Below are 21805 nucleotides of genomic sequence, written 5' to 3' on the forward strand. Positions count from 1 at the left end.
TATTCGATTGACATTCGCTGCCTAAGCAGTAATATCTCGACATACATTCACTGCCTAGGCAGCAAACGGTGGTCAGATGAAGCATTTCACTCCAGACAACTTTCACAATTGCCATCTCGGCATGCTGCTCGGCCGTACCGCGCTGCTCAAGGACCGGATCATCGACACTCATATGGAACCCGTCGGCATCACCGCCGCGCAGTTCAAGGTGTTGATCATCATGGCCCAGTACGGCATCGAGACGCCGGCCGAGCTGTGTCGCTACCTGTCCCTGGACAGTGGCTCGATGACGCGGATGCTCGATCGCCTGGAACAGAAAGGTTTCCTGGCCCGTGAACGCTCCGCCCCAGGACCGCCGGCAAGTGCGCCTGGTGCTGACCGAAGCCGGCCAGGCCCTTGCCGATCGCCTGCCGTTTATCGGTGCCGAGGCCATGAACCAGTTGGCCAGCGCCATCAGCCCCCGAGGAGCTGCAAACCCTCGAACAGATCCTCAAGAAAATTCTGCTCGCCGCCGGTGACCCCATCACCGTGTCGCGAATGGGGGAAAAATGAAGTGTAAAACCTTGCGTACCCGATTAAGCCTGGTGGTCTTGGCCATGAGCCTGGCGGGCTGTGCCAGCTACAGCGGCCTGAAGACCGAAGGCGTCAGCATGGAGGCCCAGAGCCTCAAGGCCGGGCAATCCCTGAACGGTGTCACGCTGTCGCAGGCCGCGTGGCCGAAAAGCGATTGGTGGAAGAGCCTCGGCGACCCGCAACTCGACGGCCTGATCCGTGAAGCCCTGCGCGATAGCCCGGACATGCAGATCGCCAGCGCCCGGGTGCATCAGGCCAGTGCCGCTGCCTATGCTGCCAACGCGGCGCGCCTGCCGACCCTGGATGCCAGCGGCGGCGCCAGCCGTTCGCGCCTGTCCCGTGACCAGGACCCGCAAGGGCAGGGCGGGGCGTACAGCACCCTGCGCACGTTAGGTGTGGACTTCAATTACAACTTCGACCTCTGGGGTGGCCAGCGTGCCGCCTGGGAAGCCGCCCTCGGCCAGGCCCGCTCTGCCGAGATCGATCGCCAGGCCGCGCAACTGACCCTGGCCGCCGACGTGGCCCGGGCCTACAGCGACCTGGGCCAGGCCCACATTATTTATGACCTGGCCTCCGAGGACCTCAAGCGCACCCGGCAGATGCTCGACCTGGGCAAGCGCCGCCTCACTGCCGGGATCGACAGCGAATATCAGTTCCAGCAGACCGAAAGCCTGGAAGCCAGCGCCGACGCCACCCTGATCGACGCAGAGAAACGCCTGCAAAGCGCCAAGATCGCCCTGGCGGTGTTGCTGGGCAAAGGTCCGGACCGCGGCCATGAAATCCCCCGGCCCAACGTGCTGCAAGCCAGCGCGGTCGCCTTGCCGTCGAACCTGCCGGCCGAGTTGCTGGGGCGTCGTCCGGACCTGGTCGCGGCACGCTGGCGGGTCGAGGCGGCGAGCAAGAACATCGAGGCCGGCAAGACCAACTTCTACCCCAATCTCAACTTGAGCGCAGCCGCCGGAACCCGGTCGTTGCTGGGCGATGCGATGTTCGGTTCGGCCAGCCGCTTCTTCAATGTGGGGCCGACGGTGTCGCTGCCGATCTTTGATGGCGGCCGCTTGCGGGCGGACCTGGATGCCCGGGACGCCGATTACGACCTGGCGGTGGCGCAATACAACAAAAGCCTGGTCACGGCCCTTGGGGATGTCAGCGACACCATCAACCAATTGCGTGACATCGCTCGCCAGATCGGTGCCCAGCAACATGCCACCGATATCGCACAGAGCTCCTACGACACGGTGGTCCAGCGCTACGGCTCGGGCATCGGGAATTACCTGGACGTGCTGAGCATCGAGCAGCAATTGCTCCAGGCCCAGCGCCAACTGGCGAACCTGAATGCCGAGCAGATCGATTTGTCGATCCAACTGATGCAGGCCCTGGGCGGCGGTTTCGAGGCCCAGACCCTGGCGGCGGCCACCCCGGCCGCTACCACGCCAAATAACTGATTCGAGGTACTTGTCATGGCGACTGCCGAAACGACTCAATCCGAACATGCGCAAGACGGTAATCCACGCAAGCGCAAGGTCATGCTGCTGACACTGACGCTGCTGGTCATTCTTTCGGGCCTGGGCGTCTGGGCCTGGCACGAACTGTATGGTCGCTGGAGCGAAAGCACTGACGATGCCTATGTGAACGGCAACGTGGTGGAAATCACGCCGCTGGTCACCGGCACCGTGGTGAGCATTGGGGCCGACGACGGCGACCTGGTGCGTGAGGGCCAGGTGCTGGTGCAGTTCGACCCGAACGACGCCGAAGTCGGGCTGCAAAGTGCCCAGGCCAACCTGGCGCGGACCGTGCGCCAGGTGCGTGGCTTGTACAGCAACGTCGATGGCATGCGGGCGCAGGTCAATGCGCAAGAGGCCGAAGTGCAGAAGGCCCAGGAAAACTACAGCCGACGCAAGAACCTGGCGGCCGGCGGGGCGATTTCCAAGGAGGAACTGTCTCACGCCCGGGATGACCTGACCTCGGCGCAGAACGCCTTGGCCAATGCCCGGCAACAGCTCAAGACCACCAGCGCCTTGGTCGACGATACCGTGGTGTCGTCCCATCCCGACGTGCAGTCCGCCGCCGCGCAGCTGCGTCAGGCCTTCCTGGCCAACGCCCGCAGTACTTTGATCGCACCCGTCACCGGCTATGTCGCCAAGCGCACCGTGCAACTCGGCCAACGGGTGCAGCCGGGCACGGCGTTGATGGCGGTGATCCCGCTGGATCAGCTGTGGATCGACGCCAACTTCAAGGAAACCCAACTGCGCGACATGCGCATCGGCCAACCGGTGGAGATCGAAGCCGACCTGTACGGCAGCGATGTGAAGTACAGCGGCACTATCGACAGCCTTGGCGCCGGGACCGGCAGCGCGTTTGCCTTGCTACCGGCGCAGAACGCTACCGGTAACTGGATCAAGATCGTCCAGCGGGTGCCGGTGCGCATTCACATCAATGCCCAGGAACTGGCCAAGCATCCGCTGCGCATTGGCCTGTCGACCCTGGTCAACGTCGACCTGCACGACCAGAGCGGCCCGGTACTGGCCCAACAACCACCGCAGAAAGCCTCGCTCAGCACCCAGGTCTACGATCAGCAACTGACCGATGCTGACGCGATGATCGCGCGCCTGATCCACGACAACAGTGCGGCTGCGAGCAAGACCGCGCAGCGCTAGTCAGTCATGGCATGAACCTGTGGGAGCGAGCTTGCTCCGGGCGGCTCGCTCCCACACCACCACAGTTCATTCAAGGGAACCACTGAATCTGTGGCGAGGGAGCTTGCTCCCGCTTGAGTGCGAAGCGCTCACAAAAAGGGCTGCTGCGCAGCCAACGGGAGCAAGCTCCCTCGCCACGGTGGTTCAAGCGACCTTGATGAACGGCAGTGTGTTCCCACAGGTTCTGTGCCTTGCCCCGAACGATTTCGCCACCTTCGCTTCATAGGATTTCGCAATGAGCAATAACGCGTCTTTCACGCCGCCCAGCCTGTTGCTCAGCACCATCGGGCTGTCGCTGGCGACGTTCATGCAAGTGCTCGACACCACCATTGCCAACGTCGCCTTGCCGACTATTTCCGGCAACCTGGGCGTCAGCTCGGAGCAGGGCACCTGGGTGATCACCTCGTTCGCGGTGAGCAACGCCATTGCCTTGCCGCTTACTGGCTGGCTGAGCCGGCGGTTTGGCGAGGTGAAGCTGTTTTTGTGGGCGACGATGCTGTTCGTGCTCGCGTCGTTCTTGTGTGGTATTTCCACCTCGATGCCGGAGCTGATTGGCTTTCGCGTACTTCAAGGGCTGGTGGCCGGGCCGTTGTACCCGATGACCCAGACCCTGCTGATTGCCGTGTACCCGCCGGCCAGGCGCGGCATGGCCCTGGCGTTGCTGGCGATGGTCACGGTGGTGGCGCCGATTGCCGGGCCGATCCTCGGCGGCTGGATCACCGACAGCTACAGCTGGCCGTGGATCTTCTTCATCAACGTGCCCATCGGCGTTTTCGCCGTGCTCGTGGTGCAACAGCAGCTCAAGGCGCGGCCGGTGGTCACCAGCCATCAACCGATGGATTACGTGGGCTTGATCACGTTGATCATCGGCGTCGGCGCGCTCCAGGTGATTCTCGACAAAGGCAATGACTTGGACTGGTTCGAATCGAACTTCATCATCATCGGTGCGCTGATTTCGATCATTGCCCTGGCGGTGTTCGTGATCTGGGAAATGACCGACCGCCATCCGGTGGTCAATCTCCGCCTGTTCGCCTACCGCAACTTTCGTATCGGCACCATCGTGCTGGTGGGGGGGTATGCCGGATTCTTCGGCATCAACCTGATCCTGCCGCAGTGGTTGCAGACCCAGATGGGCTACACCGCCACCTGGGCCGGACTGGCGGTGGCCCCCATCGGCATCCTGCCGGTGCTGATGTCGCCCTTCGTCGGCAAGTACGCCCACCGGTTCGACCTGCGCGTATTGGCCGGGCTGGCGTTCCTGGCCATTGGCCTGAGCTGCTTCATGCGCGCCGGGTTCACCAACGAGGTGGATTTCCAGCACATTGCCTTGGTGCAATTGTTCATGGGCATCGGTGTGGCGCTGTTTTTCATGCCGACCCTGAGCATCCTGATGTCGGACCTGCCGCCGCACCAGATCGCCGACGGCGCGGGCCTGGCGACGTTCTTGCGGACCTTGGGCGGCAGCTTTGCCGCGTCCCTGACCACCTGGATCTGGATCCGCCGGGCCGACCTGCACCATGCCTACCTGAGCGAAAGCATCAGCACCTTCGAGCCGGCCACCCGCGAGGCACTCAACCAGCTTGGCGGCGCGAGCACACCGGCTTATGCCCGGCTTGACCAGGTCCTTACCAGCCAGGCATACATGCTTTCCACCGTGGATTACTTCACGCTGTTGGGCTGGGCGTTCATGGGCTTGATCGTGCTGGTGTGGCTGGCGAAGCCGCCGTTTGCGGCGAAGGCTGGGCCGGCTTCGGCGGGGCATTGATCACGAAGTGAAGTGCAGTGTGTGGGCATGCTGTTCACTTGAAATTCCCCCGAATCCCTGTGGCGAGGGAGCTTGCTCCCGCTGGGCTGCGCAGCAGTCCCTTTTTTGAGTGCTTCGCACTCAAGCGGGAGCAAGCTCCCTCACCACAGGGGGATTCAGGTTGGGTGAGGCGCAGGCAGCAGCGGCGGCGGGGCAAATCCAAACGGCGCCAACGCAAACCCTTGTTCATCCACCTGCAACGCCCAGCCTTGCTTGTCCCAATCCCCCAGCACGATGCGCCGGGCGGCGTGTTCGCCCAGTTGCAGCTTGTGGATGGCAGGGCGGTGGGTGTGGCCGTGGATCAAGGTCTTCACGCCGTATTGCTGCATGATCCGCGGGATCTCTTCGGGCGTGACGTCGACGATGTCATTGGCTTTCATGCGTGTCTGCGTGCGGCTTTCGCTGCGCAGTTTGCGCGCCAGTTTCTGGCGACTGCCCAGGGGCAGGTGTCGCAGGACGAACAGCGTGACCGGGTTGCGCAGCCAGCGCCGCAGCTTCATGTAGCCTTCGTCGCGGGTGCAGAGGCTGTCGCCGTGCATCAGCAGCACCGGCTCGCCATTGAACTGCACGACACTCGGGTCCTTGAGCAGGGTGCAGCCGGCCGCTTTGCAAAAGGCCTGCCCCAGCATGAAGTCGCGATTGCCGTGCATCAGGAAGATGTCCGTGCCACTGTCGCTCAATTCGCGCAGGGCCTGGCAGATGGAACGCTGGAACGGCGTCATGGCATCGTCGCCGATCCAGGCTTCGAAAAAGTCGCCCAGGATGTACAACGCTTGCGCCGAGCGGGCGCGTGTGGCGAGTAAATCCAGAAACGCCCGGGTGATGTCCGGGCGCTCCTCTTCCAGATGCAAGTCTGAAATCAGCAATATCACTCAACGATCTCGGCTTTCTCGATGATCACGTCTTCTGCCGGGACGTCCTGGTGGCCGGCCTTGGACGTGGTGGAAACGCCTTTGATCTTGTCGACCACGTCGGTGCCTTCGATCACTTCACCGAACACTGCATAGCCCCAGCCCTGGGTGGTCTTGCTGCTGTGGTTGAGGAAGCTGTTGTCCGCCACGTTGATGAAGAACTGTGCGGAGGCCGAATGCGGCTCCATGGTACGGGCCATGGCAACGCTGTACTTTTTGTTCGGCAGGCCATTGTCGGCTTCGTTCTGGATGCTTGGGCGCTTGTCTTTCTTTTCCTTCATGCCTGGCTCGAAACCGCCGCCCTGGATCATGAAGTTGCCGATGACGCGGTGGAACACGGTGTTTTCGTAGTGGCCGGCGTTGACGTATTCGATGAAGTTGGCCACGGTCAGCGGCGCCTTCTCGGCGTTCAGTTGCAGAACGATGTCACCGTGGTTGGTGGTCAGTTTGACTTTGCTCATGGTCGGTACTCTTTCAAGGAATTCGTGGGTTTCGGGGCGTCACTGCCCGCAACCGGTCTGGCTGTAATCGGCCAGGCAGGGCAGTTTAGCGTGCCGGGCACGAATTTCGAGGCTGTTTTTCATCAGGCCGTCGATTAAATTCAATCGTTTGCCGGCCTGGCCTGTCAGGTGCTTGACAGCATCGGCTATGATACGGGCTTTGATTTATCAGGCCGCACCCGGCCGCGCACTTGTCTGTTCAAGGATCCTATGAGCAAGCCCACTGTCGACCCTACCTCGAATTCCAAGACCGGCCCGGCCGTGCCGGTCAATTTCCTGCGCCCGATCATCCAGGCGGACCTGGACTCGGGTAAGCACACACAGATCGTCACTCGCTTCCCACCAGAGCCCAACGGCTACCTGCACATCGGCCATGCCAAGTCGATCTGCGTGAATTTCGGCCTGGCCCAGGAGTTCGGCGGCGTCACGCACCTGCGTTTCGACGACACCAACCCGGCCAAGGAAGACCAGGAATACATCGACGCGATCGAAACCGACGTCAAGTGGCTGGGTTTCCAATGGTCCGGTGAGGTGCGCTACGCCTCGCAATATTTCGACCAGTTGCACGACTGGGCCGTGGAACTGATCAAGGCCGGCAACGCCTATGTGTGCGACCTGACCCCCGAGCAGGCCAAGGAATACCGTGGCAGCCTGACCGAGCCGGGCAAGAACAGCCCGTTCCGTGATCGCAGCGTGGAAGAGAACCTCGACCTGTTCGCCCGTATGCGCGCCGGCGAGTTCCCGGACGGCGCTCGGGTGCTGCGCGCCAAGATCGACATGGCTTCGCCGAACATGAACCTGCGCGACCCGATCATGTACCGCATTCGCCACGCCCATCACCACCAGACAGGCGACAAATGGTGCATCTACCCCAACTATGACTTCACCCACGGCCAGTCGGACGCCATCGAAGGCATCACTCATTCGATCTGCACCCTGGAGTTCGAAAGCCATCGTCCGTTGTACGAGTGGTTCCTCGAGCACCTGCCGGTGCCGGCCACCCCGCGCCAGTACGAATTCAGCCGCCTGAACCTGAACTACACCATCACCAGCAAGCGCAAGCTCAAGCAACTGGTGGACGAGAAGCACGTCAACGGCTGGGACGACCCGCGCATGTCGACGCTGTCGGGCTTCCGTCGTCGCGGCTACACGCCGGCGTCGATCCGCAACTTCTGCGAGATGATCGGCACCAACCGTTCCGACGGTGTGGTCGATTTCGGCATGCTTGAGTTCAGCATCCGTCAGGATCTGGATGCGAATGCCCCGCGCGCCATGTGCGTGTTGCGTCCGTTGAAGGTCGTGATCACCAACTACCCGCAAGACCAGGTCGAAAACCTCGAACTGCCGCGTCATCCGCAAAAAGAAGAACTCGGCGTGCGCAAACTGCCGTTCGCCCGTGAAATCTACATCGACCACGATGACTTCATGGAAGAGCCGCCAAAAGGCTACAAGCGCCTGGAGCCGAACGGCGAAGTGCGTCTGCGCGGCAGCTACGTGATCCGCGCCGACGAAGCGATCAAGGACGCCGACGGCAACATCGTCGAGCTGCGTTGCTCGTACGATCCCGACACCTTGGGCAAGAACCCGGAAGGTCGCAAGGTCAAGGGCGTGATCCACTGGGTGCCGGCCGCCGCCAGCGTCGAGTGCGAAGTGCGTCTGTACGATCGCCTGTTCCGCTCTCCGAACCCGGAGAAGGCCGAAGACAGCGCGAGTTTCCTGGACAACATCAACCCTGACTCACTGCAAGTGCTGACCGGTTGTCGTGCTGAACCCTCGTTGGGCAATGCACAGCCGGAAGACCGTTTCCAGTTCGAACGCGAAGGTTACTTCGTCGCGGATATCAAGGACTCGAAACCAGGTCAGCCGGTATTCAACCGTACCGTGACCCTGCGTGATTCGTGGGGCCAGTGATCAAGTCTTAAGGAAACACCGTGCTTACGATCTACAACACGCTCACCAAGAGCAAAGAAGTCTTCAAGCCGTTGGATGGCAACAAGGTCCGCATGTACGTCTGCGGCATGACCGTGTACGACTACTGCCACATTGGTCACGGTCGCAGCATGGTCGCCTTCGACCTGGTGACCCGCTGGCTGCGGTTCAGCGGTTATGACCTGACCTACGTGCGCAACATCACCGACATCGAAGACAAGATCATCAACCGTGCCCGCGAAAACGGCGAGCCTTACGATGCGCTGACCGAGCGCATGATCAAGGCCATGCACGAGGATGAGGCGCGCCTCAATATCCTCAAGCCGGACCTGGAGCCCCGTGCCACGGACCACATCCCTGGCATGCTGAGCATGATCCAGACCTTGATCGACAAGGGCTACGCCTACGCACCGGGCAATGGCGACGTGTACTACCGCGTCGCCAGGTTCATGGGCTACGGCAAGCTGTCGCGCAAGAAGATCGAAGACCTGCGCATCGGCGCGCGTATCGAAGTCGACGAGTCGAAAGAAGACCCGCTGGACTTCGTGCTGTGGAAGGGCGCCAAGCCGGGTGAGCCGAGCTGGGAGTCGCCGTGGGGCGCCGGGCGTCCGGGCTGGCACATCGAATGCTCGGTGATGTCCACCTGCTGCCTGGGCGAGACCTTCGACATTCATGGCGGCGGCAGTGACCTGGAATTTCCGCACCACGAAAACGAAATCGCCCAGAGCGAAGCGGCCACCGGCAAGACCTACGCCAATGCGTGGATGCATTGCGGCATGATCCGGATCAACGGCGAGAAGATGTCCAAGTCCTTGAACAACTTCTTCACCATCCGCGACGTGCTCGACAAGTACCACCCGGAAGTCGTGCGTTACCTGTTGGTGTCGAGCCACTACCGCAGCGCCATCAACTACTCGGAAGACAACCTCAAGGACGCCAAGGGTGCCCTGGAGCGTTTCTATCATGCGTTGAAAGGCCTGCCGAGCGTGCCGCCGGCCGGTGGCGAAGCGTTCGTTGCACGGTTTACCGAAGTGATGAACGACGACTTCGGCACACCGGAAGCGTGCGCGGTGCTGTTCGAGATGGTGCGTGAGATCAATCGCCTGCGTGAGAGTGATCTCAATGCCGCGGCAGGCCTGGCGGCGCGCCTGAAGGAATTGGCCAGTGTGCTGGGGGTGTTGCAGCTCGAAGCCGATGACTTCCTGCAGGCCGGTGCCGAAGGCCGCGTGGACGCCGCCGAAGTCGAGACGTTGATCCAGGCGCGCCTGACTGCACGCGCCAACAAGGATTGGGCCGAATCCGACCGCATCCGCGACCAGCTCACCGCCATGGGCGTGGTGCTGGAAGACGGCAAGGGCGGGACGACCTGGCGCCTGGCGGACTAAGATCTTCTAAAGCTCGTCGTACCCCTGTGGGAGCGAGCTTGCTCGCGATAGCGGAATGTCAGGCAACATTGTTGCCGACTGATACACCGCCATCGCGAGCAAGCTCGTTCCCACAATTTTTTGTGCTCAGCCTGGCAATCATTCCTTTATGAGCTAGTACTGTCAGGTCGATTCGACGTTCTCTGACAGGGCTCTTCCATGTTGGCTCATTGGTCTCTGGCGGCTATTCATCTTCTGGCGTTCGCCCTTGGGTTCTGGGCGGTGCTCACGCGCGGCACGGCGCTACGACGCCTGGCTGCTGGTGTCGATGCGGTTCGAAATGTGCTGATGGCGGACAACCTGTGGGGCCTGTCGGCGCTGGTGCTGCTGGTGACCGGTGGGATGCGCGCTTTCGCGGGGTACGAAAAGGGCACGGATTATTACCTGCACCAACCGCTGTTTCACCTGAAGATGACTTTGTTCCTGCTGATCCTGTTGCTTGAAATCGCGCCAATGATCGCCCTGATCAAATGGCGGATGGCGCTGGGCAAAGGGGCTGCGATCGATCCCTCGAAAGCCGGCCGGTTTGCACGGATCAGTCACATCGAAGCTTTGTTGCTGATCCTGATGGTGATCGCCGCCACGGGCATGGCGCGCGGCGTGAGCCTGGGTTGACCGGCCGCGAACGCCTGCTTCGTCATCATTAAAACGAAACGTCTGACAGCCATGCTAAGCGCCATGTCATTAGTATCGGTTCAACGGGCTGGACGAAAAAAGGTGGGGGCAGGGTGAGGTACGGTCGACCAGAATCTTTAGCCAGCCATTGCGACGATGCAAACGGGCTGGCTACGGACTGCAGCAAGGCTCAGGGAGTTTGCGGTTTGTCAGGGGCGGTAAGGCCTGCCTGAATACGCTGATAAATCTCTTCACGATGCACCGCAACGTTTTTCGGGGCGTTGATGCCGATCCGGACTTGTTGGCCGCTAACGCCCAGAATGGTGATCGTGATGTCGTCACCAATGTTTATGCTTTCACCGACTTTGCGGGTGAGTATCAGCATGGTGTTCTCCTTGATTACTTTATAGGGCACCTGATTCAGACAGTGCAGATGTCGGTACTGCTTATAGATTAGTGCTAAGTGTCACAATATGGGTGCCTCTTTCTGACGCGCAGACGCAGCATTAATTCCCAGGGTGCGACTATACAGAGACGCCGGGCAGGATTCTCGTGTTTTGAGCACTGTTTGCGGCGATCTTGAGGGGCACGGGTGCTAAAATCCGTGCCTCATGTCTTCCGGGGGAAACGTTGTGCGCAAATTGGCTTGGGTTATTGCGGTATTGGTGCTGGCAGGATGCGGTGAGGGGCGTGACGTCGAAGCACCGAAGCCCAAGCCCGTAGCGACCTCCGCACCGGCCGCCGCTGCCGCGCCGCAGTGGGCCGTCGAGGTTCGTGGCCAGACGCCGCAGGCTGTCAGCGACCTGACCGGCTGGCTCATCGAACACAGCTTCATGTCGAACGTGGTGCGGGAGAACGGCAAGGAGCGCGTCCTGGTCGGTCCTTTCAGTTCCAAGGCTGAGGCCGAAGCCAAGCAGGAACAGGTGACGGCTGCCCTGGTCCGGGCGAAAAAACGCAACATCGAGACGTTGGTGGTGGATTACCCGATGGCCCAATAATCGGGCAACCCAAAAAAGTCAGCCAAGCCACAAAACCTGTGGGAGCTGTTCACGAGTGCGAGGTCAGCCGCAGGCCTTCATGTCCACCGGCCCCACGAACTCGTTGCCACGGCCCATGACGCACGCCACGCTCTGGTTGCGCTGACGCTCCCAGCTTTCGACCGGGTAGGTCTTGTCCCAGGCTTCATACAGGCGTCGGTCCTGTTTCGAGAGGCGCAGGCCGTATTGTTTGCTCATGTAGAAATAGGTCCGGGCGATCATGCCCCGGATAGACGGGCGGGGCATGACCTTCTTGGCCTTGAAGTCCACTTGGGTCAGGCATGAGCCGTACTGGCCCTTCTGCACCGGCAACCAGCCGAAACTGAAATTGCTGCGATCACCATTCACTTCCCCGATGCTCGGCACCAGGTTGTGCAGGTCGGCCTCGGCCCGTTGATAGACCGGGTCATAGCGGGTGCAGTTCTTGCGACCCCCTTGTTGCCAGCATTGACGCTGATGGCCGATCTGCCAGGCCGGGACAATATGCTCCCACTCGATGCGAGCGGCGCGGCTGGCATTCTTGCGCGGTACATAACCGCAGGCGGCCAGGTTCACGCGATTGCCAGTGTATTTACAGCCACAGTAGAACTCGGTGGATTGTGGTGCGTAGAGTTTCCAGGCGACTTTCTTGGCTTCGTTGAAGGTGCGCGGCGCACCGGCTTGTGCGCCCATCGCGATAAACACAAGCAAAAAAGCTAAACAGCGAACACTCATCAGGCTCAATCTTCCTTCGGCACAACCCAGAAAACCTGCACACCGCCATCATCGCGATAGGCGAGGGTCACGTTGTCGTTCTCGTCGATTTCTTCCAACAGGCGCTCCCACTCATCCACCGGCTCGTCAGGCAGACGGAAGATCAGGGCGGCCTTGGCTTTTTGCGCGGTGGGGGCGTTGATGATTTTCGAGACCCGAAGGCCGAGTCGTGTATAGGAATCTAAGGGGGTAGTTGCAGCGGAGGGCGTGGCCACAGAATTATCCTTATTAAGCTGTACGTGCATACAGTATTTGACCGTAGGCAATTACGCAACTGCTTAAAATCCAAGAAAATCGTCTGACAGCACTTTTTTCGTTTTGGTGTAGGAGAAGGGAGTTTTTTATTGGCTGGCATAAACAGGTGGATCAACCGCTCTGGCCTGTGACGGTTTTGCGCGAGCGCTAAAGAAATGGCTTCGGCGGGCGATGTCCTGCGTAGGAATCCCATCCATGGAGTTTTGTCATGTCATTTTCAGTCGGCTTTCCCAATGCGGCGGCCGTGACCATCGGCGGTCAATCCACCGCTACCCTGAAGGCCTTGAACGAGGCGAGTGCTGAGGCCGTCGATGAGGCCCTTGGCGAGACGCAAACGCCCGGCAAAGTCCGTACGGGTACGGGCGCGGAAGCAGCCGACCAGGCGCAGGAGGGCGGCAGCACCCAGAGCGTGGCGATCCAGGTGCTGCTCAAGCGGATGCAAGAGCTTCAGCAGCAGCTCAGGGAGCAGCAACAGCAACTGGCCGCCGCAGAGGCACGCGACTATGCAACGGAGGAAGCCAAGACTTCGGCGGTCATGGCCGTCCAGGGACAGATCGCCGACACCAGTGGCGCTTTACTGGAGGTCACCGGTCATCTGGTCACGGAGCTGGCCAAGGGCAGCGGTTCGGGTTCGGTGGTCAATACAACGGCCTGAGCCTCGACGTTGCGGATCAAACCGCAACGTTGACAAATCTGCGAAGCCTTACCATAGTTCACTTCACGCAAACGTTTGCGCGGCGTTCCGTGCATTGATTTGCTCACAATAATCATAAGATCGGAGTGAACCCATGAAGTTGCCATTCGCTGGACGCCTTCTCGCTGTTGCCATGCTCGCGGCCGCATCCGCTGCGCTGCCTCTCTCCTCGGCATTCGCCCAGACCGCAGAAAAGCCCAAGGTCGCCCTGGTCATGAAATCCCTGGCCAACGAATTCTTCCTGACCATGGAAGACGGCGCCAAGGCTTACCAGAAGGAACACTCCGCCGATTTCGACCTGATCTCCAACGGGATCAAGGATGAAACCGACACCGCCAACCAGATCCGCATCGTCGAGCAGATGATCGTGTCCAAGGTCGATGCCCTGATTATCGCGCCAGCGGATTCCAAGGCCATGGTGCCGGTGATCAAGAAAGCCGTGGACGCTGGCATCACGGTGATCAACATCGATAACCAGCTCGATCCGGCCGTGGTCAAAAGCAAGAACATCAACGTGCCGTTCGTAGGCCCGGACAACCGCAAAGGCGCGCGCCTGGTGGGCGAGTACCTGGCCAAGCAGCTCAAGGCCGGTGACGAAGTCGGCATCATCGAAGGCGTGTCCACAACGACCAATGCCCAGGCACGCACCGCAGGCTTCAAGGATGCAATGGAAGCGGCGCAGGTCAAGGTCGTTTCCCTGCAATCGGGTGACTGGGAAATCAACAAGGGCAACCAGGTTGCCGCGTCGATGCTCAGCGAATACCCGAACATCAAGGCACTGCTGGCCGGTAACGACAGCATGGCGGTCGGTGCCGTATCGGCCGTGCGCGCGGCGGGCAAGGCGGGCAAGGTGCAGGTGGTCGGCTACGACAACATCAACGCCATCAAGCCAATGCTCAAGGACGGTCGTGTCCTGGCGACGGCCGACCAGTTCGCCGCCAAGCAGGCCGTGTTCGGCATCGAAACAGCGCTGAAGATCCTCAAGGGTGAAAAAGTCGACAGCGGTACCAACGGCGTTATCGAAACTCCGGTCGAGCTGGTGACCAAGTAGTTATCCTGGCGACACAACGGTGCTCGCCCATCCGGGCGAGCGCATTGGAGAGTTTGTTATGTCCGTTCGCGACCCGAACGCTGTCCTGTGCGTCAGCGGTATCGGCAAGACCTATGCCCAGCCGGTACTGACCGATATCAACCTGACGTTGATGCGCGGTGAAGTGCTGGCGCTGACCGGTGAAAATGGCGCCGGCAAAAGCACCTTGTCCAAGATCATCGGCGGGTTGGTGACGCCGACGACCGGGCAGATGCAATTTCAAGGTCAGGATTATCGCCCTGGCAGCCGGACCCAGGCTGAAGAGCTGGGCGTGCGCATGGTGATGCAGGAACTCAACCTGCTGCCGACCCTGTCCGTGGCCGAGAACCTGTTTCTCGACAACCTGCCCAACCACGGCGGCTGGATCAGTCGCAAGCAATTGCGCAAGGCGGCCATCGAGGCCATGGCCCAGGTGGGGCTCGATGCAATCGATCCTGACACGTTGGTCGGCGAACTGGGGATCGGTCACCAGCAGATGGTCGAGATCGCCCGCAACCTGATTGGCGATTGCCATGTGCTGATTCTCGATGAGCCGACCGCCATGCTGACGGCCCGCGAAGTCGAGATGCTCTTTGAACAGATCACGCGTCTGCAGGCTCGCGGCGTGTCGATCATCTACATTTCCCATCGTCTCGAAGAACTGGCGCGGGTCGCCCAGCGCATTGCCGTGCTGCGTGACGGCAACCTGGTCTGCGTCGAGCCGATGGCCAACTACAACAGCGAGCAACTGGTGACCCTGATGGTCGGCCGGGAGCTGGGTGAGCATATCGACCTGGGTCCACGCCAGATCGGCGCGCCGGCGCTGACGGTTAAAGGCCTGACACGCTCCGACAAGGTCCGCGACGTGTCCTTCGAAGTGCGCAGTGGCGAGATCTTTGGTATCTCCGGCCTGATCGGGGCAGGGCGTACCGAACTGTTGCGGCTGATCTTCGGTGCCGATACTGCTGACAGTGGCACGGTGGCGCTGGGTTCGCCGGCCCAGGTCGTGAGCATTCGCTCCCCGGCCGATGCGGTGGCCCATGGCATTGCCTTGATCACCGAAGACCGCAAGGGTGAAGGCCTGCTGTTGACCCAATCCATCGCCGCCAATATTGCCTTGGGCAACATGCCGGAGATTTCCAGCGCCGGCCTGGTCAATGGCGATGCCGAACTGGCCTTGGCACAGCGGCAGGTCGATGCCATGCGCATCCGCAGTTCCAGCCCGACACAGTTGGTGTCCGAGCTGTCGGGCGGCAACCAGCAGAAAGTGGTCATCGGGCGTTGGCTCGAACGCGATTGCGCGGTCATGTTGTTCGATGAGCCGACCCGTGGCATCGACGTCGGCGCCAAATTCGACATTTATGCGCTGCTCGGCGAGCTGACTCGCCAGGGCAAGGCGCTGGTCGTGGTGTCCAGCGACCTGCGGGAACTGATGTTGATCTGCGACCGGATCGGCGTGCTGTCCGCCGGGCGCCTGATCGACACCTTCGAGCGCGACAGCTGGACCCAGGATGACTTGCTTGCCGCCGCATTCGCCGGCTACCAGAAACGTGATGCGTTGCTCAACGAAGCAGCGCCTAGGGATTTTTCATGAAAACCGCATCTGCCGTCGGCAAATCGAGTGGCAACTTCTATGGCCTCGGGACCTACCTGGGCCTGGCTGGCGCGCTGCTGGCCATGGTCGCGCTGTTCTCGGCGCTGAGCAGCCATTTCCTGTCCTATGACACCTTCAGTACCTTGGCCAACCAGATTCCCGACCTGATGGTGCTGGCGGTCGGCATGACGTTCATCCTGATCATCGGTGGCATCGATCTGTCGGTGGGGTCGGTGCTGGCGCTTGCGGCCTCGACGGTCAGCGTGGCCGTGCTCGGTTGGGGCTGGAGCGTGTGGCCATCGGCCTTGCTCGGCATGGCCGTGGCGGCGTTGGCGGGTACGGTCACCGGTTCGATTACCGTGGCGTGGCGGATCCCATCGTTCATCGTCTCCCTCGGTGTGCTGGAAATGGCCCGGGGTCTGGCGTACCAGATGACCGGCTCCCGGACTGCCTACATCGGCGACTCGTTCGCCTGGCTGTCCAATCCCATCGCCTTTGGTATCTCACCTTCATTCATCATCGCCTTGCTGGTGATCTTCATTGCCCAGGCCGTGCTGACCCGAACCGTGTTCGGTCGCTACCTGATCGGCATCGGCACCAATGAAGAAGCCGTGCGCCTGGCCGGTATCAATCCAAAGCCCTACAAGATCCTGGTATTCAGCCTGATGGGCTTGCTGGCCGGTGTGGCCGCGCTGTTCCAGATTTCGCGCCTGGAAGCGGCGGATCCGAACGCCGGTTCAGGGCTTGAGCTGCAAGTCATCGCTGCCGTGGTCATCGGTGGTACCAGCCTGATGGGTGGCCGCGGTTCGGTCATCAGCACCTTTTTTGGCGTGCTGATCATCTCCGTGCTGGCGGCGGGCCTGGCGCAGATCGGCGCCACTGAGCCAACCAAGCGCATCATTACCGGTGCGGTGATCGTGGTGGCGGTCGTGCTCGATACCTATCGCAGCCAGCGCGCCAGTCGGCGGGGCTGAACCATGGCGACGATCAAGGATGTAGCAGCGCTCGCCGGGATTTCCTACACCACCGTGTCCCACGTGGTGAACAAGACGCGGCCGGTCAGCGAGGAAGTGCGGCTCAAGGTCGAGGCGGCCATCGAGCGCCTGGACTACGTGCCAAGTGCCGTGGCCCGGTCGCTCAAGGCCAAGACCACGGCGACCATCGGCCTGCTGGTGCCCAACAGCCTCAATCCTTACTTTGCCGAGTTGGCCCGGGGTATCGAGGACTACTGTGAGCGCAACGGCTATTGCGTGATTCTGTGCAACTCCGACGACAACCCGGACAAGCAACGCAGCTACCTGCGGGTGCTGCTGGAAAAACGCATCGACGGCCTGATTTTCGCGTCTGCTGGCGGTGATGTCGGCCTGGCCGAGGGGCTGTCCAACGTGCGCACCCCCATGGTGATCGTCGACCGTGGGCTCGAGGGTGTCGACGCGGACCTAGTGCGCATCGATCATGAATACGGTGCGTACCTGGCGACCCGGCACTTGCTTGAGCTGGGTCACCGCGATATCGCCTTCATCGGTGGGCCGGCCAATACCAGCGTGGCGCAAATGCGCTTGGCCGGTTACTGCCGTGCGCTGAAAGAGGCCGGGATCGAGCTGCCTGTCGAGCGCATGCTCGAGAGCGATTTCACCAGTACCGGCGGCTACCGCGCCGCTGCGCAGCTGCTTGTACAGCAGCCGCCGAGCGCGATTTTTGCGGCCAACGACATGATCGGTATCGGTGTGCTGCGCGCCGCGGCTGAACGCAATGTGCGCGTGCCCAGCGAACTGTCGGTCATCGGTTTCGATGACATCCAGATGAGCCGTTATGTCTACCCGGCATTGACCACGGTAGGGCAGTCGATCCTGCAGCTCGGCGAGATGGCGGCCGAAGTGCTGCTGCGACGAATTGCGACGCCGGGCCTTGCCACCGAGCAGCGGATCGTGACGCCAAGTATTGTCCTGCGAGAGTCGACTGCGCCGCTGTCCGGCACATTCGCCCAATACCGCTGAACCGAATTGATGAGTAGTGATGTATGCCAGCAAAAGTAGTGGTAATAGGCAGCCTGAACATGGACCTGGTGACCCGGGCGCCGCGTCTGCCGCGTGGTGGTGAAACACTGATCGGCGAGTCCTTCTCCACCATCCCGGGCGGCAAGGGTGCCAACCAGGCGGTGGCCGCCGCGCGCCTGGGCGCCGAGGTATCGATGGTCGGTTGCGTGGGCAATGATGCCTACGGCGAACAATTGCGTGGCGGGCTGTTGGCCGAGGGCATCGACTGCCAAGCGGTTAGCGTGGTGGAGGGGGCCAGCGGCGTGGCGCTGATCGTCGTCGACGACAATAGCCAGAATGCGATCGTTATCGTTGCCGGTGCCAACGGTGCGCTCACCGCCGAGGTCCTGGACAGTGTCGATGAAGTGCTGCAAAGCGCCGATGTCATCATCTGCCAGCTCGAAGTGCCGGATGCCACCGTCGGTCATGCCCTCAAGCGCGCTCGTGAGCTGGGCAAAATCGTCATCCTCAACCCGGCGCCGGCTTCCCATACGTTGCCCGCCGACTGGTACGCCTGCATCGACTACCTGGTTCCTAATGAAAGCGAAGCAGCGGTGCTGAGCGGGCTGGCGGTGGATTCCCTGGAAACCGCCGAAGCCGCCGCCGCGCATTTGATCGCCGCCGGTGCCGGCAAGGTGATCGTCACCTTGGGAGCCCAGGGGCTGATGTTCGCCAACGGCGTCAGCTTCGAGCATTTCCCGGCCCCGCGGGTCAAGGCAGTGGACACCACGGCGGCCGGAGACACCTTTGTCGGCGGCTTCGCGGCAGCCCTGGCGAGCGGCAAAAGCGAGGTCGACGCGATTCGTTTCGGCCAGGCCGCCGCCGCGCTGTCGGTCACCCGCGCGGGCGCGCAGCCTTCAATCCCCACGTTGTTGGAAGTACAGGCTTTCAAATCATGAAAAAGACGCCGTTGTTGAATGTGGCACTGTCACGACTGATCGCTTCCCTGGGCCATGGCGACAAGGTGGTCATCGGTGATGCCGGCCTGCCTGTGCCGCCTCAGGTCGAATTGATCGATCTGGCCCTGACCCATGGCATTCCTGACTTTGTCAGCACCTTGAAGGTGGTGCTCAGCGAAATGCAGGTGGAAAGCCATGTCCTGGCCGAGGAAATCCTCGACAAGCAGCCGCTGGCTCTGACAACCCTGGAAGCACTGCATGCCGAGGGTGCGTTGGGCGAGCGAGAGCTGGTCAGCCATGAACAATTCAAGATCATCAGCCGGCAGGCGCGGGCGATCATTCGCACAGGCGAGTGCTCTCCGTACTGCAATATCGTGCTGGTCGCTGGAGTGACGTTCTAACCCTGTTCAACCCTGCACAAGGAGTGCGCCATGCACCGCTATGCTGAGAAAATGCATCAACTGATCCGGAGTCTGCTGCTTTTGTCATTGATCACTGCAACGAGCGCCCAGGCGGCGGAAAAAATCGACCTGATCATCGACACCGACCCAGGGGCCGATGACGTGGTGGCGCTGTTGTTCGCCCTGGCGTCGCCCGAGGAGCTGCATATTCGTGCGCTGACCACCGTCGCCGGCAATGTGCGTCTGGACAAGACCTCTCGCAACGCTCGCCTGGCCCGGGAATGGGCGGGGCGCGAAGACGTGCCCGTGTATGCCGGTGCGCCGAAACCGTTGATGCGCACGCCGATCTACGCGGAAAACATCCATGGCAAGGAAGGCCTGTCGGGTGTCACCGTACACGAGCCGAAGAAGGGCTTGGCCGAAGGCAATGCCGTCAACTACCTGATCGACACGCTGAAGGCGGCCAAGCCCCACAGCATCACCATTGCCATGCTTGGCCCGCAGACCAACCTGGCCCTGGCGCTGGTGCAGGAGCCCGATATCGTCCAGGGCATCAAGGAAGTGGTGATCATGGGCGGAGCGCACTTCAACGGCGGCAATATCACGCCGGTGGCCGAGTTCAATCTGTTCGCCGATCCGCAGGCGGCCGAGGTGGTGGCCAAGAGCGGTGTGAAACTGACCTACCTGCCGTTGGACGTGACCCACAAGATCCTCACCAGCGATGCACGCCTGAAGCAGATCGCGGCGCTGAACAACAATGCCAGCAAGCTGGTGGGCGATATCCTCAACGAATACGTCAAGGGCGACATGGAACACTACGGCATGACGGGCGGGCCGGTGCATGACGCGACGGTGATCGCCTATCTGCTCAAGCCACAGTTGTTCACTGGTCGTTCGGTCAATGTCGTCGTGGACAGTCGCGAGGGCCCGACGTTCGGGCAGACCATCGTCGACTGGTACGATGGTTTGAAAGCGCCGAAGAACGCGTTCTGGGTGGAAAACGGTGATGCCCAGGGCTTCTTCGACCTGCTGACCGAGCGCCTGGCGCGCCTCAAGTAACCTGCCTGGCTATATGCGCCCGCAGGTGGGCCTGCGGGTGCGTGAGCATCAGTCCACGGCGTCGACAACGCTCGGATAGCGTTCGAACGCCTGCTGGATGAAGTTGCGGGCGACCTCCGTCCCCAGTTCCCTCACCAGCAATTCTATGCCGATGATTGCCAACTCCTCGGGACTGCTCGGGCTATAGGAGCTATGGCCCTCCGACCATTTGGCATTGATGGTTGCTTCGATGCTGACGGTGCTCATGGTAAGGCTCGCGAGTTGGAGGGCTGTAAGTGGAGTTAAGCATTTTTGCCCCCGGTTTGGCACTGCGACTTAGGCATTGGAGAAGGGCTGTGCGACACTCTTTTTTTTGTTTTTAAAGGAGCCCCGCCGTGCAGATCGATTTGAACGCTCCGGATGGCCTGACCCTCGAGGCGGTTCGTCAATTGCTGGCCTCGGCCAGTGATGACGAGCATACCCAGCTGCGCGTGACCAAGGGCGGTATCGCCTATTTGTCCTCGGGTGTGGTCGGTGGCGCTGACATCGATGGTTTGCTGTTTCGGCTCGAAACCTGGGCGAAGGGCTCGGGATACGTCGGACGGGTTGCGGCCAGCGACGAGGTCTGGGTCATGCAGATCTACAATGCGCTGAAGGATAACTGGCCCAATCCTCCGTTCGATTACATCGACGTTTATTGAGCGGTGTTCATATCCAGTCACGATTCATGTCTGAACAGCCGTGGCGGCTCAGGCAAACTGCCGGTTTTCCGGATGAGCCAGGCCGACGGCTGTGGTGTTGAAACCAAGCGCCGTTTGGGTTGTCGCACGCTCTCTGTTTATCTATCGAAAAAAGGAGGCTTCATGCCTTGGAAGCTCGCGTCATTGAGTACTCTGTTGGCCGCCGTGGTCTTGAGCGGTTGCAGCAGCACCTCGGAATCGACTCCCGAACCCGTGGCGACCGAGACCGGTCACGGCCGTTGCGAAGCGAAGGGCGCCGAGTTCGCCATTGGCAAGCAGGCCTCGCCACAATTGCTGGAGCAGGCTCGTACCCGTGCCGGCGCGCAGATCGCCCGAATCCTCAAGCCCAACGACATGGTGACGCTTGAGTACCGCTCCGATCGCCTGAATCTCAATACCGATGCCAACCTGGTGGTCAACCGGGTGAACTGCGGCTGACAGGCGGTTTTCAATCACCCATAAAAAACCCCGTCACATGGACGGGGTTTTTTTAGTGCGCCAAGAAATTACTCTGGGCGAACCTGTGCAGCTTGCATACCCTTTTGGCCTTTCTCAGCCACGAAGGAAACGGTCTGGCCTTCTTTCAGGCTTTTGAAACCGTCGCTTTCGATAGCTTTGAAGTGTACGAACAGGTCGTCACCGCCACCTTGAGGAGTGATGAAGCCGAAGCCTTTTTCATCGTTGAACCATTTAACGGTGCCGGTTTGGCGATTAGACATGGTGTATCTCCAAGAAACATATATTTTCAGTGTACTGTGCTGCTCAGGCCAACTGGGCACACCCGGGTATCATAGTCGAAATGTTCGATTTGGGACCCCCCCAGACGCGCTGTTTGCC

The 21805-nt window shown here is 61.0% G+C and carries 24 protein-coding genes and 1 pseudogene; 18 read left to right on the plus strand and 7 right to left on the minus strand.

The genetic code is table 11. The features are described from left to right. The first annotated feature begins 76 nt into the window (after positions 1 to 76). From TK06_RS00770 to TK06_RS00785, 4 genes and pseudogenes are all read left to right on the plus strand, one after another. Positions 77 to 552: pseudogene (locus TK06_RS00770) on the plus strand (MarR family winged helix-turn-helix transcriptional regulator). Then, a complete protein-coding gene (locus TK06_RS00775; protein ID WP_063320380.1) occupies positions 549 to 2018 on the plus strand; it encodes an efflux transporter outer membrane subunit in 1470 nt (489 codons plus the stop codon). Before TK06_RS00770 ends, TK06_RS00775 begins: the two are co-directional and overlap by 4 nt. 15 nt (positions 2019 to 2033) lie before the next feature. Next, complete coding sequence (locus TK06_RS00780) at positions 2034 to 3230, plus strand: HlyD family efflux transporter periplasmic adaptor subunit (RefSeq protein WP_063320381.1); 1197 nt, start codon at positions 2034 to 2036, stop codon at positions 3228 to 3230. Between the two features lie 274 nt (positions 3231 to 3504). Continuing rightward, positions 3505 to 5034, plus strand: a complete 1530-nt coding sequence (locus tag TK06_RS00785; RefSeq protein WP_063320382.1) for a DHA2 family efflux MFS transporter permease subunit — start codon at positions 3505 to 3507, stop codon at positions 5032 to 5034. Positions 5035 to 5189: 155 nt separating this feature from the next. Here TK06_RS00785 and TK06_RS00790 read toward each other — a convergent pair whose 3' ends face one another. Beyond that, positions 5190 to 5945, minus strand: a complete 756-nt coding sequence (locus tag TK06_RS00790; RefSeq protein WP_063320383.1) for a UDP-2,3-diacylglucosamine diphosphatase — start codon at positions 5943 to 5945, stop codon at positions 5190 to 5192. Continuing rightward, a complete protein-coding gene (locus tag TK06_RS00795) occupies positions 5942 to 6445 on the minus strand; it encodes a peptidylprolyl isomerase (protein ID WP_063320384.1) in 504 nt (167 codons plus the stop codon). The genes TK06_RS00790 and TK06_RS00795 overlap by 4 nt, the downstream gene beginning before the upstream one ends. A gap of 249 nt (positions 6446 to 6694) precedes the next feature. On the opposite strand from TK06_RS00795, the gene TK06_RS00800 reads away from it, so the two are divergent. The 3 genes from TK06_RS00800 to TK06_RS00810 all read left to right on the plus strand — a co-directional run bounded on the left by TK06_RS00800 (position 6695) and on the right by TK06_RS00810 (position 10452). Next, positions 6695 to 8395, plus strand: a complete 1701-nt coding sequence (locus tag TK06_RS00800) for a glutamine--tRNA ligase/YqeY domain fusion protein (RefSeq protein WP_063320385.1) — start codon at positions 6695 to 6697, stop codon at positions 8393 to 8395. 20 nt (positions 8396 to 8415) lie between these two features. Beyond that, entirely contained in the window at positions 8416 to 9798 is a 1383-nt protein-coding gene (cysS, locus tag TK06_RS00805) for a cysteine--tRNA ligase (protein ID WP_063320386.1), read from the plus strand. 198 nt (positions 9799 to 9996) lie between these two features. Continuing rightward, positions 9997 to 10452 (plus strand): DUF2214 family protein, encoded by a 456-nt coding sequence (locus TK06_RS00810; RefSeq protein WP_063320387.1) that lies wholly within the window; start codon positions 9997 to 9999, stop codon positions 10450 to 10452. A 190-nt stretch (positions 10453 to 10642) separates the two neighbouring features. Here the strand turns inward: TK06_RS00810 and csrA are convergent, their stop codons facing one another. Further along, positions 10643 to 10837 (minus strand): carbon storage regulator CsrA, encoded by a 195-nt coding sequence (gene csrA / locus TK06_RS00815; protein ID WP_003179932.1) that lies wholly within the window; start codon positions 10835 to 10837, stop codon positions 10643 to 10645. A 247-nt stretch (positions 10838 to 11084) separates the two neighbouring features. On the opposite strand from csrA, the gene TK06_RS00820 reads away from it, so the two are divergent. Further along, the gene (locus tag TK06_RS00820; RefSeq protein ID WP_063320388.1) at positions 11085 to 11450 is read left to right on the plus strand and encodes a hypothetical protein; all 366 of its coding nucleotides are present in this window, start codon (positions 11085 to 11087) and stop codon (positions 11448 to 11450) included. Between the two features lie 63 nt (positions 11451 to 11513). On the opposite strand, the gene TK06_RS00825 is transcribed toward TK06_RS00820, so the two are convergent. Continuing rightward, the gene (locus tag TK06_RS00825; RefSeq protein ID WP_043042288.1) at positions 11514 to 12203 is read right to left on the minus strand and encodes an endonuclease; all 690 of its coding nucleotides are present in this window, start codon (positions 12201 to 12203) and stop codon (positions 11514 to 11516) included. A gap of 5 nt (positions 12204 to 12208) precedes the next feature. Beyond that, the gene (locus tag TK06_RS00830) at positions 12209 to 12508 is read right to left on the minus strand and encodes a DUF1654 domain-containing protein (protein WP_170862015.1); all 300 of its coding nucleotides are present in this window, start codon (positions 12506 to 12508) and stop codon (positions 12209 to 12211) included. Between the two features lie 197 nt (positions 12509 to 12705). Here TK06_RS00830 and TK06_RS00835 point away from each other — a divergent pair, with 197 nt between their 5' ends. The 8 genes from TK06_RS00835 (at position 12706) to TK06_RS00870 (ending at position 20249) form a co-directional block, all read left to right on the plus strand. Next, a complete protein-coding gene (locus TK06_RS00835) occupies positions 12706 to 13152 on the plus strand; it encodes a hypothetical protein (protein ID WP_063320390.1) in 447 nt (148 codons plus the stop codon). 133 nt (positions 13153 to 13285) lie between these two features. Further along, positions 13286 to 14242, plus strand: coding sequence for a sugar ABC transporter substrate-binding protein (locus TK06_RS00840; protein WP_063320391.1), 957 nt, complete (start codon positions 13286 to 13288; stop codon positions 14240 to 14242). A gap of 58 nt (positions 14243 to 14300) precedes the next feature. Further along, the gene (locus TK06_RS00845; RefSeq protein ID WP_063320392.1) at positions 14301 to 15854 is read left to right on the plus strand and encodes a sugar ABC transporter ATP-binding protein; all 1554 of its coding nucleotides are present in this window, start codon (positions 14301 to 14303) and stop codon (positions 15852 to 15854) included. Next, a complete protein-coding gene (locus tag TK06_RS00850) occupies positions 15851 to 16828 on the plus strand; it encodes an ABC transporter permease (protein ID WP_013693780.1) in 978 nt (325 codons plus the stop codon). Before TK06_RS00845 ends, TK06_RS00850 begins: the two co-directional genes overlap by 4 nt. Positions 16829 to 16831: 3 nt before the next feature. Next, positions 16832 to 17851 (plus strand): LacI family DNA-binding transcriptional regulator, encoded by a 1020-nt coding sequence (locus TK06_RS00855; RefSeq protein ID WP_063320393.1) that lies wholly within the window; start codon positions 16832 to 16834, stop codon positions 17849 to 17851. Positions 17852 to 17874: 23 nt separating this feature from the next. After that, positions 17875 to 18789 carry a ribokinase gene (gene rbsK / locus TK06_RS00860; RefSeq protein WP_063320394.1) on the plus strand — a complete coding sequence of 305 codons (915 nt, stop codon included), beginning with the start codon at positions 17875 to 17877 and terminating at the stop codon, positions 18787 to 18789. Further along, positions 18786 to 19190: a D-ribose pyranase gene (rbsD, locus tag TK06_RS00865; RefSeq protein ID WP_063320395.1), complete on the plus strand. Its 405-nt coding sequence runs from the start codon at positions 18786 to 18788 to the stop codon at positions 19188 to 19190. Before rbsK ends, rbsD begins: the two co-directional genes overlap by 4 nt. 30 nt (positions 19191 to 19220) lie before the next feature. Next, positions 19221 to 20249 carry a nucleoside hydrolase gene (locus TK06_RS00870; protein WP_063320396.1) on the plus strand — a complete coding sequence of 343 codons (1029 nt, stop codon included), beginning with the start codon at positions 19221 to 19223 and terminating at the stop codon, positions 20247 to 20249. Between the two features lie 48 nt (positions 20250 to 20297). Here the strand turns inward: TK06_RS00870 and TK06_RS00875 are convergent, their stop codons facing one another. After that, on the minus strand, positions 20298 to 20495 hold the full coding sequence (locus tag TK06_RS00875; protein ID WP_003203634.1) for a hypothetical protein: 198 nt from the start codon (positions 20493 to 20495) through the stop codon (positions 20298 to 20300). 128 nt (positions 20496 to 20623) lie between these two features. Here TK06_RS00875 and TK06_RS00880 point away from each other — a divergent pair, with 128 nt between their 5' ends. Beyond that, entirely contained in the window at positions 20624 to 20929 is a 306-nt protein-coding gene (locus TK06_RS00880) for a hypothetical protein (RefSeq protein WP_003203632.1), read from the plus strand. A gap of 162 nt (positions 20930 to 21091) precedes the next feature. Next, complete coding sequence (locus TK06_RS00885) at positions 21092 to 21406, plus strand: I78 family peptidase inhibitor (protein WP_014337548.1); 315 nt, start codon at positions 21092 to 21094, stop codon at positions 21404 to 21406. A gap of 68 nt (positions 21407 to 21474) precedes the next feature. Here TK06_RS00885 and TK06_RS00890 read toward each other — a convergent pair whose 3' ends face one another. Continuing rightward, entirely contained in the window at positions 21475 to 21687 is a 213-nt protein-coding gene (locus TK06_RS00890; RefSeq protein WP_003179963.1) for a cold-shock protein, read from the minus strand. Positions 21688 to 21805 lie beyond the last annotated feature (118 nt).

The sequence above is a fragment of the Pseudomonas fluorescens genome, from assembly GCF_001623525.1.
Lineage (GTDB): Bacteria > Pseudomonadota > Gammaproteobacteria > Pseudomonadales > Pseudomonadaceae > Aquipseudomonas > Aquipseudomonas fluorescens_Q.